Consider the following 15,262-nt stretch of genomic DNA (forward strand, 5'->3'; position numbering starts at 1 on the left):
TATGTCTAGACTTCAGTAACCCTCCAGGAGTAAACGGTCATGACTACAGCCTATTACACCGGTGAGGAGCGCAGTAAGCGTATCTTCGCCATTGTCGGTGCCTCTTCGGGCAACTTGGTCGAATGGTTCGACTTCTATGTCTATGCCTTCTGCGCCATCTACTTCGCCCCGGCGTTTTTCCCCTCCGACGATCCCACGGTGCAACTGCTCAATACCGCAGGGGTGTTCGCGGCTGGCTTTTTGATGCGACCGATTGGTGGCTGGCTGTTCGGCCGGGTGGCCGACCGGCATGGCCGCAAGAATTCCATGATGATCTCGGTGCTGATGATGTGTGCCGGCTCCCTGGTCATCGCTTGCCTGCCCACCTACAACTCGATCGGCGCCTGGGCGCCTGCGCTGCTATTGCTGGCGCGGTTGTTCCAGGGCCTGTCGGTAGGTGGCGAGTACGGCACCACCGCTACCTATATGAGTGAAGTGGCGCTGCGTGGTCAACGCGGGTTTTTTGCCTCGTTCCAGTACGTCACCCTGATCGGCGGGCAACTGCTGGCGGTGCTGGTGGTGGTGATTCTGCAGCAACTGCTCAGCGAAGATGAACTGCGCGCCTGGGGCTGGCGGATTCCGTTCGTGGTGGGCGCCGTTGCTGCGGTGATCTCGTTGTTCCTGCGCCGTTCGCTGGAAGAGACCAGCAGCGCCGAGACCCGTAACGACAAAGAGGCAGGCAGTATTGCCGGGCTGTTCCGTCATCACACGGCGGCCTTCATCACCGTGCTGGGTTACACCGCTGGCGGCTCGCTGATTTTCTACACCTTTACCACCTACATGCAGAAGTACCTGGTGAACACCGCCGGCATGAGCGCGAAAACCGCCAGCTTCATCATGACCGGCGCGCTGTTTCTGTACATGTGCATGCAGCCGTTCTTCGGCATGCTTTCCGACCGTATTGGCCGGCGCAATTCGATGCTGTTGTTCGGTGCCTTGGGTACCGTATTCACCGTGCCGATCCTGATGGCGCTGAAAACCGTTACCAGTCCGTTTCTGGCCTTTGTGCTGATTACCCTGGCGCTGTGCATTGTCAGTTTCTATACCTCGATCAGTGGCTTGGTCAAAGCCGAGATGTTCCCGCCGCAGGTGCGCGCGCTGGGCGTCGGCCTGGCCTATGCGGTGGCCAACGCGATGTTTGGCGGCTCGGCCGAATATGTGGCGCTGGGGCTGAAGTCGATGGGGATGGAGAACACCTTTTACTGGTACGTTACCGCCATGATGGCGATCGCTTTCCTGTTCAGCCTGCGCCTGCCGAAACAGGCGGCTTACCTGCACCACGATCATTGACTTGCGAAGGATGTGTAGATGACCCCGCGACCCGGCAATCAGCTGTTCGATGCCTACTTCACCGCACCGGCGATGCGTGAGGTGTTTTCCGACCGTGGCCGGGTACAGGGCATGCTCGATTTCGAGGCAGCCCTGGCGCACGCAGAAGCGGTCGTTGGAGTCATTCCGCAGGTGGCAGTGGCACCGATCGTGGCCGCCTGTAAGGCTGAACGTTATGACTTTGCCGCACTCGCCGAGGCCATTGGTATTGCCGGAAACTCCGCCATTCCGCTGGTCAAGGCCCTGGGCCGGGTGATCGCCAGTGGCGTCCCCGAAGCCGAGCGTTATGTGCACCTGGGCGCCACCAGTCAGGATGCCATGGACACCGGCCTGGTCTTGCAACTGCGCGAGGCCTTGAGCCTGATCGAACGCGACCTGCAACAACTTGCCGAAGCCTTGGCCCGTCAGGCCGAGGCCCACGCCAATACGCCACTGGCCGGACGCACCTGGCTGCAACACGCCACCCCGGTGACCCTGGGGATGAAAATTGCCGGTTGGCTGGGCGCCTTGACCCGCCATCGCCAGCGTTTGCAGGAACTCAAGCCGCGCTTGCTCACCCTGCAGTTCGGTGGCGCCTCCGGAACCCTGGCGGCGCTAGGGGAACAGGCCTTGCCGGTGGCCGAAGCCCTGGCCGCGCACTTGCAACTGCAACTGCCGGAACAACCGTGGCATACCCAGCGCGACCGTCTGGTGGAGTTCGCCTCGGTGCTCGGGATGCTCGCCGGTAGCCTGGGCAAGATGGGGCGCGACATCAGCTTGCTGATGCAGACCGAAGCGGCCGAAGTATTCGAGCCTGCGGCGCCTGGCAAAGGTGGTTCTTCGACCATGCCGCACAAGCGCAACCCAGTGGGTGCGGCGGTGTTGATCGGCGCGGCAACGCGGGTGCCGGGGCTGGTTTCTACGCTGCTCAGCGCCATGCCGCAGGAGCACGAGCGTAGCCTGGGCCTGTGGCATGCCGAGTGGGAAACCCTGCCGGAGATCTGCTGCCTGGTTTCTGGTGCCTTGCGTCAGGCACAGATCATCGCCGATGGCTTGCAGGTCGATGCCGAGCGCATGCGCCACAACCTCGACCTGACCCAAGGCCTGGTGCTGGCGGAGGCGGTGAGTATCGTCCTCGCCCAGCGCCTGGGCCGCGACACCGCGCATCACCTGCTGGAAACCTGCTGCAAGCGCGCCGTGGCCGAGCAACGCCACTTGCGTGCCGTGCTGGGTGACGATCCGCAGGTGAGTGCTGAACTGTCTGCAGACGAACTCGATCGTCTGCTAGATCCGGCGCATTACCTCGGTCAGGCGCGTGTCTGGGTCGAGCGTGCGCTGGCTGAACATCATCGTTTCCAAGCCTGAAGGAGGCCGCAGTGGCACAGGTACAACTCGCCGATGGCGCACTTAACTATCAACTCGACGGCCCGGAAGGCGCCCCGGTGTTGGTGTTGTCCAACTCCCTGGGCACTGACCTGCACATGTGGGACACCCAGGTCCCGGTGCTGGCCGCGCATTTTCGCGTGTTGCGCTACGACACCCGTGGGCATGGCGCGTCGCTGGTAACCGAAGGGCCTTACTCGATCGAGCAGTTGGGTCGTGACGTGCTGGCACTGCTGGATGCGCTGAACATCGAGCGCGCGCATTTCTGTGGTCTGTCCATGGGTGGTTTGATTGGCCAGTGGCTGGGCATCAATGCCGGTGAGCGAATCAACCGCCTGATCGTCTGCAACACCGCGGCCAAGATTGGCTCGCCAGACACCTGGAACCCGCGCATCGAGATGGTCCTGCGCGACGGCAAGGCGGCGATGGTCGGCCTGCGCGATGCCTCGATCGAGCGCTGGTTTACCCCGGCTTATTCGTCCAGCAACCCGGATCAGGCCAAGCGCATCACCGACATGCTCGCCGCCACCTCGCCGCAAGGCTACGCCGCCAACTGTGGTGCGGTGCGTGATGCTGACTTCCGTGATCAACTGGGTGAGATCAAGGCGCCGTTGCTGGTGATTTCCGGTAGTCACGACGCGGTCACGCCCCCTGCGGGCGGGCTGTTCATTCAGGAAAACGTGCAAGGCGCCGAATACGCCGAGTTCCATGCCGCGCACCTGTCCAACGTCGAAGTCGGCGAGCCATTCAGCCGCCGTGTGATCGACTTTTTGCTGGCCCGCTGAGGAACCGTTCGTGGACGAAAAACAACGTTACGAAGAAGGCATGAAGGTGCGTCGTGCGGTGCTGGGCGATGCTCATGTCGACCGCAGCCTCAATAACCTGACCGACTTCAACAGCGAGTTCCAGGAAATGATCACCCGCCACGCCTGGGGTGATATCTGGACCCGCCCGGGGTTGCCACGGCACACCCGCAGCCTGATCACCATCGCCATGCTGATCGGCATGAACCGCAATGAAGAGCTCAAGCTGCATTTGCGTGCCGCTGCCAGCAATGGCGTGACCCGCGAAGAGATCAAGGAAGTGCTGATGCAGAGCGCGATCTACTGCGGTATTCCGGCGGCCAATGCCACCTTCCACCTGGCCGAGTCGGTGTGGGATGAGTTGGGGGTTGAGTCGCGGGTGTAGCCTCAATCGCGGGGCAAGCCCGCTCCCACAGAATGCTCACCTACCGCTGTGGGAGCGGGCTTGCCCCGCGATACGATATGGCTGACAAACCGCAATCGCGCGGCCCGATGAAAAACCGTAAATCTGTCGGAATTTCCCGATTCCATGTAGTCCATTTCCCAAGCATACTTTTGCCGCGCGAAGTTGGTTGCGATGGCACCAATACCGCTCTAGTGTCACCCAGTCGTTGGTTATCAACGATCGGCTTTGACAGGCTGACTCAGATCTCTAGAGCACGTGCACGCGTTATGGCGGTTGTACGTGGGGCACCTTGTGTGCGCCGAGTTCTAGAGTCCTCGGTCTGTCAACCCGCGTACAGCTGCCACCTTCTTGTTTGACAGCAGGTCTGTAGCAGCCTCACTGACTCTAGAGGTTCGCATGCTCAAGATAGTCCCTGATCCACCTGCAAACACTTACCACACCCTCGAAGACATACTCGTCCAGATCTCCGAATACCTTGTGTGCGCATTAACTGTGTCGCATCAAACAGTCCTGCTTCACTCCAGCGCCTCTTGCCAGGCATTGAGCCTCGCCGCCCTGCACGAAATCGACAACGCCCACCGCTTGGTAGAACTGGCGTTGAGCAAGGTTCAGTCACAGCACTGAGTTTGAGCGCCAGCCTTGCTGCGGCAAGGCTGGCCGCTTCGTGTATGCCCGGAGTGCAACAAATGAGCGAAGAAGGTTTTAAAACAACTGGTGTCGGTATGTTTGGTGAAGGCGAGCACGAAAGCCGTACTGAACGGCTGTTCCGGGTGGAGGCAGGGCACGATGCGCAGTTTGTGATGGAGCAAGCGGCTTTGCTGATGGGCTGTGTGAGCAAACTGACCCAGCATGTGTTGTTCGAGCAGGATGAAGCCATGGTTTTGGCCGCTCACTACCTGAGCGGCATGGCCAAAGCGCTGGTTGAAGACGTAGCGCATGGCATGGTGCAAGCGCCTTGGAACCGGTGACACTTGGGAACTGTATCTGTGTACTTATCCCTTAGGTAGGCTGGGACGCGGCGAGAACCGCGTCTGAGCCAAAAATGTGTAAACCATGTCTCCGGTTTACAGAGTAGCGGATGTCTGCGGTTGTACACCCGCGATCTATTCACTCATTCACACCGCCGCCTTCTTCTGCCTGACCGCCACCGGACCTGCATTGCGTTCAATGGCCTGCTTCAGCTCCGGCCGCATTCCCAGCAAAAAGCCCAATTCCGCCACCACGAACAACGGCCCGACGATCAAGCCGCTCAGGTCATCGACAAACGCCGGTTTGCGCCCCTCGTAGTAATGGCCGACAAACTGGATCGCCCAGCCGACCACAAACAACCCCAGCCCGGCGCTCAACCAGACCAGCGTGCTCTGCTGCGCCAGCGCTTGCCCGGCCCACAGGCACAAGCCCAGCAGCAGTGCCATGATCAGCCCGAACTGTTGGTCCAGGCGCAGGTAGAACCAGCCCGCCCACAGGGCCACCAGCAGCGCAGGCGACAGCCACATCCCCGCCATTTCTGTGCCGGGGCGTGACAACAGCACGGTTACCGCGAGCACAATCATCGGGATGCCAACGAAGTGGGTGGCGATGTTGCGCGGGTCACGGTGGTAGGCTGCGTATTGACTGAGGTGTTCGACCAGGTTTTTCATTATTGTTCCTCCTGTAGGGTGGCATGAGCATGCCCTGCAGCTGTTGCGGCTGTCTGTCGGCTAGCCGACAGAGTTGACCTTCGAGGCGTTATGAATATCGATCCCGTCTGGCGCGAAACCCTGCTTCAAGGCCACTGGTTCCAGCACCTGCCTTTATCCCTTCAGCATAGCCTGATGGGCCTGGCCAAACGCCGCGAGCTGGCGCCGGGGCAATTGTTGTTCCAGCGCGGCGATGCGCCCTGCGGTTTGTATGCGGTGCTGGCGGGCAGCATGCGGGTCGGTGCGGTCAGCAGTGAAGGCAAGGAAGCCTTGCTGACTCTGGTGGAAGCCCCGCACTGGTTCGGTGAAATCAGCCTGTTCGATGGTCAGCCGCGCACCCATGATGCGCAGGCTGAAGGCGTAGTCAGCCTACTGTGGATACCGCAGGCAGCGCTGCTGGCGCTGTTGGCACAACACCCGCAGCACTGGCGTGACTTCGCGCTGTTGATGAGCCAGAAATTGCGTTGGGTGTTCGTCGCGCTGGAGCAGCAGAGCCTGATGGCGGCCGCTCCGCGGGTCGCCCATCGATTGCTGCAGATGGCTGCAGGTTATGGCGAGGTCGATGGCAGTCGCCGTGTGCTGCAGCTGTCGCAAGAGCAACTGGCATTGATGCTGTCGCTGTCGCGGCAAACCACCAATCAGGTCCTCAAGTCGCTGCAACAACAAGGTGCATTGCGTTTGGGCTATGGCGAGATCGAAATTCTCGACCTCGCCCGCCTGCACGCGGTGGCTAGTCCGGCTGGAATGGCGACTCGCTGAGGATCACTCCGGTTTCCTCGACGTATTTTTGCCATTCAGCCAACAGCGCTTGCAGCTTGGCCGGTTGTGCCTGGGCCAGGTCGTCGATTTCTCCCGGGTCGTTGGCCAGGTCATACAATTGCCAGGTGGCCGGGCCGACGGGGCCAGGGATGTACACTGCCTTCCACTGGCCCTGGCGAATCGCGCGGCGGCCAAACAACTCCCAACCGGTGACGGTGTTGTCGTCATGCACCTGTTCGGTCTCGCCCGACAAGTAACCCAGCCACGACTTGCCACGCAGCGCCGCGACATCGCGCCCGCGCCAGCGGGTGCCAGGGTGTCGAACACCGGCCAGGTCGAGCAGGGTCGGGGTGATATCCATCACCGTGCTGAACTGGTGACTGATCTGCCCCTGGCGCGCCAGGGCCGGGTAGTGCAGCAGCGCCGGTACGCGAATACCACCTTCGCTGGTAAACGCCTTGAACAGCCGCGACGGTGCGGTGGCGGCCTGTGCCCACTGCGGGCCGTACCAGACGTAGGAGTTGGCCCGGCCGATGTTGTCCAGGCTGTTGTCGTAATGCTGGTCGAGGTAGCTGGCCAGGTGCGGGCCGAACTTGGGGAAGGCTTCCAGCAGCGCGCCTTCGGCACCGTTGTCGGACATGAACAGCACCAGGGTGTTGTCCAACTGACCTTGGTTGCGCAGGTAATCGAGAATCCGGCCGATGTTCCAGTCCATGCGCTCAACCATGGCGGCGTACACCTCCATGGAACGCGCCGAACGTTGCCGCTGCTCTGGCGTAAGGCTTTCCCAGTGGTTGTCGACCGGGTGTGCGCGGGTTTCGCTTTTGATCAGGCCCAGTTCACGCAGTTTCTCCAGACGCTCCTGGCGCAGCACTTCCGGCCCGGCGTCGTAGCGGCCCTTGTAGCGTGCAACGACTTCAGCCGGTGCCTGCAATGGCCAGTGGGGGGCAGAGAAGGGCAGGTAGGCGAAGAACGGCCGGCTCTGATCACGCTCCTTGAGGTAGTGCAGCAGCTTGTCGCCAAAGGCATCGGATGAGTAGAAACCTTCAGGTAACTGTTCAACGAAGGTCTGGTCTTCGATGTACAGCGCAGGGGTGGACTTGAGCAGGCGTGGGGTCTGTTCGTCGTAGGTCGGCTCGAAACCGTAGTGGTTGGCAGCTCCTGGCAACAGGGCAAAGGAGCGCTCGAAACCACGGGCATGCGGCGCCAGCTCAGCCTTCAGGCCCAAGTGCCATTTGCCACTCATCAGGGTCTGGTAGCCAGCTTCGCGCAGCAGTTCCGGCAGCGCTACGACGCGGTCATTGAGGTAGCCCTCGTAGCCGGGTTTGCCGATCAGCTCCGGGGTCAGGGCCTCGGCCATGGTGCCGATCCCGGCGATATGGTGGTCGGTGCCGGTGAGCAGCATGGAACGGGTCGGCGAGCAGGTCGGCGCGGTGTGAAAGTCGGTCAGGCGCAGGCCGGCAGTGGCCAGGGCATCGAGGTTGGGGGTGGCAATCTCACCGCCGAAGGCGCCGAGGTCGGAGAATCCCAGGTCGTCGGCAACGATGACCAGAAAGTTGGGGCGTTGGCTCATGTGCGGCTCTCAGTAGGCAAGGTAGGACAGCGGGAGGTTGTTGATCTGCGCCGGTACGGGCGGCAGGTAACGATCGTCGGCGGTCAGGTCGTGCAGCAACGCTTCACGCAGGCGATGGAAATCGTGGCTGGAACGCTGACGGGGGTGCGCCAGAGCAACCGTATTGATGCGCTTGATCCGCCCGGGGCGGGGCTCCAGCACTACCACGCGGTCAGCCAGAAACAGCGCTTCTTCCACATCGTGGGTCACCAGCAAGGTGGTAATGCGCGCGCGTTCGCGGATGGCCAGCAACTCCTCCTGCATCTGTTGCCGGGTCAGCGCATCGAGGGCCCCGAACGGCTCATCGAGCAGCAGAATGCGTGGGCTGGCCACCAAGCCGCGGGCAATCGCCACACGTTGGGCCATACCGCCGGAGAGCTGGTGCGGGTAGGCCTGACTGAAATCTTGCAGGCCGACCAGGGCGATGTATTCGGCAACCCGCTGGGCCCGCGTACTGTCAGGCAATGGCTGATTGACCAGGCCCAGGGCGATGTTTTCCTGCACCGTCAGCCAAGGGAACAGGCGGTGTTCCTGGAACACCATGCCGCGTTCAAGACCAATGCTCGATACCGGCTGGCCATCGATCAGGATCTGGCCCTGAAAGTCGTTGTCCAGGCCGATCAGCAAGCGCAGTAAGGTGGACTTGCCACAGCCGCTGGCGCCGACAATGGCGACGAACTCGCCCTCGGCAATCTGCAGGTTGAAGTCGCGAATGGCTTCCAGCTGACCACCGGCCACCGCGAAGTGTTTGCCGACGTGGTTGAAACTGACCAAAGGATGGGCGATGGCGTTCATGCTCTTCTCCAGCGTGTGGCGCGTGATTCGATGTGTTGTCCAAGGGCGCCGAGCAGCGCCCCGGTGAGGCCGACCAGCAGCATCCCGGCCATGATCAGGTCCATGCGCAGCAACTGCTGGGCGCCAATCATCAGGCTGCCGATGCCACCGCCGGAGGGCATGAAGTATTCGGCGCCGATGGTGCCCAGCCAGGCGTAGATCAGCCCCACCCGCAGGCCGGCGAAAATCCCCGGGGCGGCGCCGGGCAGTACCAGGCGCAGCAAGCGTTGGCGCAGGTTCAGGTGCAACACCCGTGCGGCTTCATCCAGTTGTGGCGAGCGGTTGGCAACGCTGCGCTGGGTCGCGATGAACAGAGCAAAGAACGCGGCCAGGCCGACAAACACCCACTTGGCCAGCTCACCCAGGCCGAACCAGGCGGTGAGCAGCGGTACCCAGGCAAAGATCGCAATCTGCCGCAGCGCCGCCAGGGTCGGCCCGAGCAGGCGCTCGGCAGGCTGCGACAGCCCCAACCACAACCCCAGGGCGAAACCCAGGCCGCCACCCAGCAGCAAACCCGCCAGTGCACGCCCAACGCTGATTGCCAGCGCGGTGGTCAGCGAGCCGTCGAGCAAACCGCTCCAGGCGGTGCTCAATACCTGCACAGGCGCCACCAGAATATTGGCATCCACCCATTGCAACTGGCTGGCCAGTTGCCAGGCGGCCAGCAGCGCGAGGGGGAGCAGCAACGCCTGAAAGCGTTCGATGCCCTGCAAGCGATGGACGCGAAGCTCGGCGCCGGCCGGGTGTGGCCAGTGCACCAGGCGCTGTTCCAGCCAGCCCAGGCTACGGTCCATGGCAAAACCGAACAGGCCGATAACGGCGATGCAGACAAAGACGATATCGAGCATGAACAACTGCCGGGCCCAGACCATCAGGTAGCCGATGCCCTCACTGGACGCGAGCAATTCAACCGCCAGCAATGACGACCAGCCGGTGGCCAGGGCCAGGCGGACACCGGCCAGAAAGGCGGGCAACGCGGCCGGCAGGATCAGCCGGGTGATCAGCAAGCGCTGGGGGAGTTTGAGTACCGTGGCCGCTTCGCGCAGGCGGGGTTGGGCATCCCGTACGCCGACCAGTGTGTGCAGGGTGACCGGAACGATGATGGCCTTGACCAGCACCACCAGCTTGAGCAGTTCGCCGATGCCGAACAGCACCATGAACAACGGCACCCAAGCCAAGGTCGGGATCTGCGCCAGGGCATTGAAGGTCGGCAGGATCAAGCGTTCGGCACGCCGGCTGAAGCCTAGCCAGGCGCCGAGCAGGGCACCACTGGCGACCCCGACCAACAGCCCGACCAGCAATCGCTGCAGGCTGATGCCCAGGTGCATCCACAGCTCGCCGTGGGCCAGTTCCAGCGCGCTGTGCCAGACCAGGCTGGGGGCTGGCAGTATCTGTTCGCTCATCCACAGGTTTGCACTGGCCAGCCACCACAACAGTGCCAGTGCCAAGGGCAGGTACCAGGCCAGCAGGTGGCTCTGGGAGCGTGTGGCCACTGCGCGCAGGCGACCTGTGGGCCGGGCCAGAGGCAGGCTGGGAAGTGATGCTTGGGCCATGGCAGAGCTCCTTGGATTGGCTATTTCTATATTCCTTTCCGGTATATTTTTTAAAAAATAAATTCGAATAGGTGATAAGAGAAAGCATTTAAAGCAGGCCGCTGGCGCTGTATCCAATGCATTCGGCGCATATTTTTCTTGTGCTTGAGGCATCGCTTGCGCGAGCCCCGTGGCTGCTTGCTTATTCTTTAAAGTTTTTAAAATGTAATTTATTAGTATTTATTTTGCGTTCCAGGATGTGGTTAGCGTGGCGCCATCACTACAAGGAGTCGCCCGCCATGAACCTGTCTATCAACCGTGTGTTCAGTCTGTTTGCCGCCCCCGCCCTGGCCGCCGTAGTCGGTTGGCTTCCGCCGCTGGCCGAGGCCAATCCGGTGCGGGAAATCCGCATCGCTGTGCCTGACCTGAGTGCCGGGCCGAAAAACTCCGGTGGCGGTGTCAGCGATGTATTGCGCAATCAGCAATTGCTGGAAAAAGCCTTCGCGGCCGACGGCATCAAGATTCAGTGGAATTACTTCAAAGGCGCCGGGCCGGTGATCAACGAGGCGTTTGCCAACGGCCAGGTCGATTTCGCCTACCTCGGCGATCTGGCAGCAATCATCGGTAAGGCCAATGGCGTGGACACGCGCTTGCTGGCCGCGACCGGACGCGGCATCAAGCACTACCTGGGCGTCGCGCCGGGCAGCGGCATCCAGTCGTTGCAGGATCTGAAGGGCAAACGCGTGGCGATCTTCCGCGGCACTGCCAGCCAGCTGTCGTTCGATGCCGCGCTGGCCAGCCAGGGTTTGAGTGAGAAGGATCTGAAAATCATCAACCTCGACTTCAACGCCTCCATCGCTGCGTTGGCAGCGAAGCAGATTGACGCCACCTGGGGGCTGTCCGGGCTGACAGCGTTGCAGGCACGTGGCCTGGCCGAGTTGCCACTGAACACCCGTGACCTGGGCGGCGCCGGTAGCATTCAGGCGGTGCTGGTCGGTTCCGGTGCGTTTGTCGACGCCCATCCTGAGCTGGTGCAGCGCCTGCTGGCGGCTCAGCAGCAGGCGGTGCAGTGGCTCAGCGATGAGAACAACAAGGAAGCCTACATCCAGTTGGTCTCGGAATTGGCGAGCTATCCGCCGGTAATCCTGCAACGTGATTTGCAGGATGAATTGCTTGAACAGACCTTCCGTTCCAGCCTCGACCAACCTTTCCTCGACCAGCTTCAGGCCTCGGTCGACCTGGCGGCCGCGCAGCGCCTGATCCGTAAGCCGTTCAAGGTCAGCCAGTGGCTGGCGCCACAGGCTAGCCAGCCAGTGCCTGTCGCGCAGGCTGCTGATCGAGGCTGATCAGCGTATCGATCATTTCCCGGGCTGCCGGAGACAGGCGATAACCGCTGCGGCTGACAATGCCGCAGCGGGCATTGAGACTGTCGACCTGGGCCGGCAGATTGCGCCAGTGCAAGCGCACCAGACGGCCCTGCTGGATCTCCTTGGCAAACGCTTCCTCGGTGCCGATGCCGATGGCATCGCTGTCGAGCACCAGGCTCACCAGGGTCGGCAAGTGCTCCGTCAGCAACTGCGGGGTGAAATCAGTCTTGCCGCTGAGGTTTGCCAACAGCTTGCGCACCCCAGGCGGTATCAGCGTGGTGGCCAGGGGGTAATCGAACATATCGTTGGTCGACAGGCTGTCCTTGGCCAGCAGCGGATGCCCGGGGCGGCAGAAAAACAGGCCTCGGCGCGGGCTCAAGGGCAGGGTCTGGAAGTTCGGGTCGGCCTCGAACTGGCGCACGTCGGCGATGAAGAATTCAATCTCCTCACGGTTCAATGCCCGGCTGAGTTTCTCCCAGCTATCCACTTCAAGGCGGGTGCGCACATTCGGGTGCGCCTTGAGAAACACACTCAGCGCTTGAGGCACCAACTGCACGGCAGGCGCCGGCCCGCAGCCGAAGTGCAGTTCGCCGGCATCGAGCTTGGTCATCTGCAGGACTTCACAGCTCAACTGTGCCGCACCCTGTACCAGGCGCAAGGCGTGCTGCAACACCACCTGGCCTTCGGGCGTGGGGCGCAGGTCCTTGTTGCCACGGTCGACCAACACGCAGCCGAACTCCTGTTCCAGGCCCTGAATGCTGCGGCTGAAGGCCGGTTGGGTGATGCCCATGGCGTCCGCTGCACGGACAAAACTGCGGTGTTCGGTAAGGGCGATGAAGTAACGCAGTTGGCGAAGATCCATATGCTTTCCCGGCATTCCAAAAATACGGCGAAGGTATTTGCCGCCACGAAGGCTCAGGTTTTAAATGCAAGCTCTTATTCCGTCAATGAAGCGCTTGAATATTTATTAGAGCTTATTTGCATATAGATAGCGCAAGTGCCTCATTGGCTTTTTCCGAGAGCAGCCAGATGAGGGTCGTACCATGAGCAATGCCGCACACGCCGTAGCACCCGTCAGCCACGTGCTGGACATCCACCCGGTGGCCGGACGCATCGGCGCCGAGATCCGTGGCGTACAGTTGAGCGCCGACCTTGAACCGGCGGTGATCGAAGCCATTCAGGCCGCACTGGTTGAGCACAAAGTGATCTTCTTCCGCGCTCAGCATCAGCTCGACGATCAGGGCCAGGAAGCCTTTGCCCATCTGCTGGGTGAACCGATCGCGCACCCGACCGTGCCGGTTCGCGAAGGCACGCGTTTTCTGCTCGAACTCGACAGCGAGCGGCGGGCCAACTCCTGGCACACCGACGTGACCTTCGTCGATGCCTATCCCAAGGCTTCGATTCTGCGCTCGGTGGTGGCGCCAGCGTCAGGCGGTGATACGGTCTGGGCCAATACCGCGGCGGCTTACCGGGACCTTCCCGCAGAACTGCAGGCCCTGGCCGATCAACTGTGGGCGGTGCACAGCAACGAGTACGACTACGCCGGGGCAAAGCCGAATGTCAGCGCCGAGCAGCAGGAAAGCTACCGTCGTATCTTTACCTCGACGGTGTATGAAACCGAGCATCCGGTGGTGCGTGTACACCCGGTCAGCGGCGAAAAGAACTTGCTGCTCGGCCATTTCGTCAAGCGCTTGAAAGGCTACTCGCAGTTTGACTCCACACACCTGTTCAACCTCCTGCAGAGCCATGTCACGCGTCTGGAGAACACCGTGCGCTGGCGCTGGCAGGCCGGTGACGTAGCGATCTGGGACAACCGCGCCACTCAGCACTATGCGGTGGATGACTATGGCACCCAGAACCGCGTGGTGCGCCGAGTGACACTGCAAGGCGATGTGCCGGTGGGCGTGCTTGGCCAGCGCAGCCGCACTGTGCGCGGCGCCTGACGCTGTGTAGGAGCGGGCTTGCCCCGCGATCGCGATCTGTCAGCCATATCGCATCGCGGGGCCGATTCAGAGAATACCGATCGGGTAACTGATGATCAGGCGATTCTCGTCGAAGGCATTGCTGCTGTAGTCGCGACGCATGGTCGAGTTGCGCCATTTGACCGACAGGTTTTTCAGGCTTCCGGACTGAATCACATAAGCCAGTTCCGTTTCGCGTGCCCACTCTTCGCCATCGCTGACAGTGGCGGTGTGCACGTTATCGCCGCTGATGTAGCGGTTCATCAGAGTCAGGCCGGGAACGCCGACCCCAGCAAAGTTGAAGTCGTGGCGCAGTTGCCAGGAGCGTTCTTTGGCGTTGTCGAAGCTGGAGTTGTAGCTGTCGTTGGCCAGGGTGCCGCCGCTGGTGCCATTGACCCGCATCCAGCCATCGTCGCCGCTGACTTTTTGCAGGCCGACATAGAACGTGCTGCTGCCATATTTGGCGAAGAGCAGTGCCGAGGCGGTGCGGTTGTCCAGGTCACCGGCCCGTGCTGCGCCGTCTTCCTTGCCGATGAAGTAGCCGAGGTTGGCACCCAGCGTCCAGTCACCCAGCGGCTGGCTGTGCACCAGGTTGAGGTATTGCTGGCTGTAGATGTCGTTGAGCTCGGCATTCCACAGGCCAATCAGGGTGCGTTTTTCGTTGAAGCTGTATTCACCACCAGCAAAGTTGAAACGGTCGGACGTGAAGGCCGCTTTGCCGTTCATCGACATGTCTTCCATGCTCGCGTCATTGCGCGGGCTGTTGCCGCGGAACTGCCCGGCATACAGGGTCAGGCCGCTGATTTCCTGTGACGTGATCTGGCCGCCGCGAAAGGTTTGCGGCAACGAGCGGCCATCGTCCGCGCGCAAGATCGGCAACACCGGCATCCATTCACCCACTTTCAGTTCGGTGTTCGACAGCTTGGCTTTCAACGCCACGCCCAGGCGGCCGAAATCATCGGCGGGGCGGCCGTCATCATGCACCGGCAGCAAGTGAGTGCCCGCCGTGCCCTTGCCGCCATCGAGTTTGATCGAGTACAGCCCCAACACATCGACGCCGAAGCCGACCACGCCTTGGGTGAATCCGGAGCGAGCATCGAGGATGAAGCTTTGGGTCCATTCCTCGCCCTTGCCTTGTGGGTAGGCGGGGTCGACGAAGTTGCGATTGATGTAGAAGTTGCGCAGGTTGAGGTTGACCTTGGCGTCTTCGACAAAGCCGCTTTCGCTGGCCAGGGCCGGCAAGGTGAAGGTCATGGCCAACAGGCCGGAAAGCAGGTGCCGTGCGGGTGCGGGAGTGATCATGTGTGTGTCTCTTGTTTTTATTCAAGCCGAAACCATCCGCTGCGACATTCAGAGGTCTCAGGCCGGGTATCAGTCTTTTGGGGTGTGCTTTGTTAAGGCTGCGAGGGAATGGTGCGGGGGCGGGCGGGGGTGAATCAATTCGTTACAGGCGGTATTGGGCGGTAATCGAACGTTAACTGAATGGTTAGTTTGTTTTCGCGGGGCAAGCCCGCTCCCACTGGCGATCACTACAATCGGTGGGAGCGGGCTTGCCCCGCGAAGCATAAAAAAACCCACC

Annotated in this window: 15 protein-coding genes; 9 read left to right on the top strand and 6 right to left on the bottom strand. The window is 61.5% G+C overall.

Annotated elements, in window-relative coordinates; translation table 11 throughout:
* The first annotated feature begins 39 nt into the window (after window positions 1–39).
* From ACVWSC_RS05470 to ACVWSC_RS05495, 6 genes are all read left to right on the top strand, one after another.
* Window positions 40–1,329: an MFS family transporter gene (locus ACVWSC_RS05470; protein ID WP_442112400.1), complete on the top strand. Its 1,290-nt coding sequence runs from the start codon at window positions 40–42 to the stop codon at window positions 1,327–1,329.
* Between the two features lie 18 nt (window positions 1,330–1,347).
* On the top strand, window positions 1,348–2,712 hold the full coding sequence (locus ACVWSC_RS05475; protein ID WP_442112401.1) for a 3-carboxy-cis,cis-muconate cycloisomerase: 1,365 nt from the start codon (window positions 1,348–1,350) through the stop codon (window positions 2,710–2,712).
* Between the two features lie 11 nt (window positions 2,713–2,723).
* The gene (gene pcaD / locus ACVWSC_RS05480; RefSeq protein ID WP_442112402.1) at window positions 2,724–3,515 is read left to right on the top strand and encodes a 3-oxoadipate enol-lactonase; all 792 of its coding nucleotides are present in this window, start codon (window positions 2,724–2,726) and stop codon (window positions 3,513–3,515) included.
* 10 nt (window positions 3,516–3,525) lie between these two features.
* Complete coding sequence (pcaC, locus tag ACVWSC_RS05485; RefSeq protein WP_442112403.1) at window positions 3,526–3,918, top strand: 4-carboxymuconolactone decarboxylase; 393 nt, start codon at window positions 3,526–3,528, stop codon at window positions 3,916–3,918.
* 417 nt (window positions 3,919–4,335) lie between these two features.
* A complete protein-coding gene (locus ACVWSC_RS05490; protein ID WP_442112404.1) occupies window positions 4,336–4,563 on the top strand; it encodes a hypothetical protein in 228 nt (75 codons plus the stop codon).
* Window positions 4,564–4,625: 62 nt separating this feature from the next.
* Complete coding sequence (locus ACVWSC_RS05495; RefSeq protein ID WP_442112405.1) at window positions 4,626–4,907, top strand: DUF3077 domain-containing protein; 282 nt, start codon at window positions 4,626–4,628, stop codon at window positions 4,905–4,907.
* 147 nt (window positions 4,908–5,054) lie between these two features.
* Here ACVWSC_RS05495 and ACVWSC_RS05500 read toward each other — a convergent pair whose 3' ends face one another.
* Window positions 5,055–5,579, bottom strand: coding sequence for an Mpo1 family 2-hydroxy fatty acid dioxygenase (locus ACVWSC_RS05500; protein ID WP_442112406.1), 525 nt, complete (start codon window positions 5,577–5,579; stop codon window positions 5,055–5,057).
* 90 nt (window positions 5,580–5,669) lie between these two features.
* On the opposite strand from ACVWSC_RS05500, the gene ACVWSC_RS05505 reads away from it, so the two are divergent.
* Window positions 5,670–6,377, top strand: a complete 708-nt coding sequence (locus ACVWSC_RS05505; protein WP_442112407.1) for a Crp/Fnr family transcriptional regulator — start codon at window positions 5,670–5,672, stop codon at window positions 6,375–6,377.
* On the opposite strand, the gene ACVWSC_RS05510 is transcribed toward ACVWSC_RS05505, so the two are convergent.
* Genes ACVWSC_RS05510 through ACVWSC_RS05520 form a run of 3 tightly spaced genes read right to left on the bottom strand, consistent with a single transcriptional unit; the run spans window position 6,349 to window position 10,376 of the window.
* Window positions 6,349–7,950 (bottom strand): arylsulfatase, encoded by a 1,602-nt coding sequence (locus tag ACVWSC_RS05510; RefSeq protein ID WP_442112408.1) that lies wholly within the window; start codon window positions 7,948–7,950, stop codon window positions 6,349–6,351. The genes ACVWSC_RS05505 and ACVWSC_RS05510 overlap by 29 nt on opposite strands.
* 9 nt (window positions 7,951–7,959) lie before the next feature.
* Window positions 7,960–8,784 (bottom strand): ABC transporter ATP-binding protein, encoded by an 825-nt coding sequence (locus ACVWSC_RS05515; protein ID WP_442112409.1) that lies wholly within the window; start codon window positions 8,782–8,784, stop codon window positions 7,960–7,962.
* Window positions 8,781–10,376 carry an ABC transporter permease gene (locus ACVWSC_RS05520; protein ID WP_442112410.1) on the bottom strand — a complete coding sequence of 532 codons (1,596 nt, stop codon included), beginning with the start codon at window positions 10,374–10,376 and terminating at the stop codon, window positions 8,781–8,783. The genes ACVWSC_RS05515 and ACVWSC_RS05520 overlap by 4 nt, the downstream gene beginning before the upstream one ends.
* A gap of 278 nt (window positions 10,377–10,654) precedes the next feature.
* Here ACVWSC_RS05520 and ACVWSC_RS05525 point away from each other — a divergent pair, with 278 nt between their 5' ends.
* The gene (locus ACVWSC_RS05525) at window positions 10,655–11,701 is read left to right on the top strand and encodes an ABC transporter substrate-binding protein (protein WP_442112411.1); all 1,047 of its coding nucleotides are present in this window, start codon (window positions 10,655–10,657) and stop codon (window positions 11,699–11,701) included.
* Here ACVWSC_RS05525 and ACVWSC_RS05530 read toward each other — a convergent pair.
* The gene (locus ACVWSC_RS05530) at window positions 11,658–12,584 is read right to left on the bottom strand and encodes a LysR family transcriptional regulator (protein ID WP_442112412.1); all 927 of its coding nucleotides are present in this window, start codon (window positions 12,582–12,584) and stop codon (window positions 11,658–11,660) included. The two genes, ACVWSC_RS05525 and ACVWSC_RS05530, sit on opposite strands and share 44 nt — an antisense overlap.
* A gap of 181 nt (window positions 12,585–12,765) precedes the next feature.
* Here ACVWSC_RS05530 and ACVWSC_RS05535 point away from each other — a divergent pair, with 181 nt between their 5' ends.
* Window positions 12,766–13,665 carry a TauD/TfdA dioxygenase family protein gene (locus tag ACVWSC_RS05535; RefSeq protein WP_442112413.1) on the top strand — a complete coding sequence of 300 codons (900 nt, stop codon included), beginning with the start codon at window positions 12,766–12,768 and terminating at the stop codon, window positions 13,663–13,665.
* Window positions 13,666–13,731: 66 nt separating this feature from the next.
* Here ACVWSC_RS05535 and ACVWSC_RS05540 read toward each other — a convergent pair whose 3' ends face one another.
* A complete protein-coding gene (locus ACVWSC_RS05540; protein WP_442112414.1) occupies window positions 13,732–14,985 on the bottom strand; it encodes an OprD family porin in 1,254 nt (417 codons plus the stop codon).
* Window positions 14,986–15,262: the final 277 nt, after the last annotated feature.

The organism is Pseudomonas sp. NUPR-002, assembly GCF_056322725.1.

Coding starts and splice junctions, on each gene's coding strand:
- ACVWSC_RS05470 (WP_442112400.1), top strand. CDS start 40: ATGACTACAGCCTATTACACCGGTGAGGAGCGCAGTAAGCGTATCTTC.
- ACVWSC_RS05475 (WP_442112401.1), top strand. CDS start 1,348: ATGACCCCGCGACCCGGCAATCAGCTGTTCGATGCCTACTTCACCGCA.
- ACVWSC_RS05490 (WP_442112404.1), top strand. CDS start 4,336: ATGCTCAAGATAGTCCCTGATCCACCTGCAAACACTTACCACACCCTC.
- ACVWSC_RS05495 (WP_442112405.1), top strand. CDS start 4,626: ATGAGCGAAGAAGGTTTTAAAACAACTGGTGTCGGTATGTTTGGTGAA.
- ACVWSC_RS05500 (WP_442112406.1), bottom strand. CDS start 5,579: ATGAAAAACCTGGTCGAACACCTCAGTCAATACGCAGCCTACCACCGT.
- ACVWSC_RS05505 (WP_442112407.1), top strand. CDS start 5,670: ATGAATATCGATCCCGTCTGGCGCGAAACCCTGCTTCAAGGCCACTGG.
- ACVWSC_RS05510 (WP_442112408.1), bottom strand. CDS start 7,950: ATGAGCCAACGCCCCAACTTTCTGGTCATCGTTGCCGACGACCTGGGA.
- ACVWSC_RS05515 (WP_442112409.1), bottom strand. CDS start 8,784: ATGAACGCCATCGCCCATCCTTTGGTCAGTTTCAACCACGTCGGCAAA.
- ACVWSC_RS05520 (WP_442112410.1), bottom strand. CDS start 10,376: ATGGCCCAAGCATCACTTCCCAGCCTGCCTCTGGCCCGGCCCACAGGT.
- ACVWSC_RS05525 (WP_442112411.1), top strand. CDS start 10,655: ATGAACCTGTCTATCAACCGTGTGTTCAGTCTGTTTGCCGCCCCCGCC.
- ACVWSC_RS05530 (WP_442112412.1), bottom strand. CDS start 12,584: ATGGATCTTCGCCAACTGCGTTACTTCATCGCCCTTACCGAACACCGC.
- ACVWSC_RS05535 (WP_442112413.1), top strand. CDS start 12,766: ATGAGCAATGCCGCACACGCCGTAGCACCCGTCAGCCACGTGCTGGAC.
- ACVWSC_RS05540 (WP_442112414.1), bottom strand. CDS start 14,985: ATGATCACTCCCGCACCCGCACGGCACCTGCTTTCCGGCCTGTTGGCC.